Raw genomic sequence first — 739 nt, 5'->3', positions numbered from 1 at the left:
CACCGCGGCCGGCCGGTCGGCGCCGAACGCCTCGGCGAGCGCGCCGAGGCTCGCCGCGAGGCGCGACGGCGCCTCGAAGAAGACCAGCGTGCGACGGTCGCCCGCGAGTTCCGCGAGGCGACGTGAGCGGTCGCCCGCCTTGCGCGGGAGGAACCCCTCGAACGCGAACCGATCGGTCGGCAGGCCGGAGACCGCGAGCGCCGTCACGACCGCACTGGGCCCGGGTATCGCGGTCACGTCGACGCCGGCGGCCACGGCGGCCTGCACGAGCGGGAAGCCCGGGTCGGACACGGTCGGCATGCCCGCATCGCTCAGCACGAGCAGGTCGCCGTCGCGAGCCAGTTCGACGAGGTCGGCCGCGCGTGCGCGCTCGTTGTGCTCGTGCAGGGCGATGAGTCGGGGCCGATTGGCGATGCCCAGCGCGGCGAGGAGGCGCTGCGTGACGCGCGTGTCCTCCGACGCGACGACGTCGGCGTCCTCGAGCGCCTGCCGGAGACGGGTCGATGCGTCGCCGAGGTTGCCGATGGGCGTCGCCGCGAGGATGATCACCGCTCCAGTCTGGCGCACGGATGCCGCGGGAGGCGCGGATACAGTGGAGCGCATGGGTCTCCACGGGGTCGGCGCTGACGCGCGCGACGAGCACGAGGCGACCTCCACCGGACGCGACGGCGGCGCATCCGCCGGATCGACCGCGACGGCGACCACGAGCGCGTCCGACGCGGCCCCGGTCGCGCCGGCG

General features: G+C 75.6%; 1 protein-coding gene. It reads right to left on the bottom strand.

Features of this window, described 5'->3' with window-relative positions; genetic code table 11:
* Window positions 1–549, bottom strand: a 549-nt coding sequence (gene rsmI, locus ESO86_RS18015) for a 16S rRNA (cytidine(1402)-2'-O)-methyltransferase (RefSeq protein ID WP_129236056.1), incomplete at its 3' end; no start/stop codon positions are given.
* Window positions 550–739 lie beyond the last annotated feature (190 nt).

The sequence above is a fragment of the Agromyces binzhouensis genome (assembly GCF_004135055.1).
GTDB lineage: Bacteria > Actinomycetota > Actinomycetes > Actinomycetales > Microbacteriaceae > Agromyces > Agromyces binzhouensis.
The sequence above is the reverse complement of the archived record's forward strand: the minus strand, read 5'-3'. Positions and strand labels throughout refer to the sequence as shown.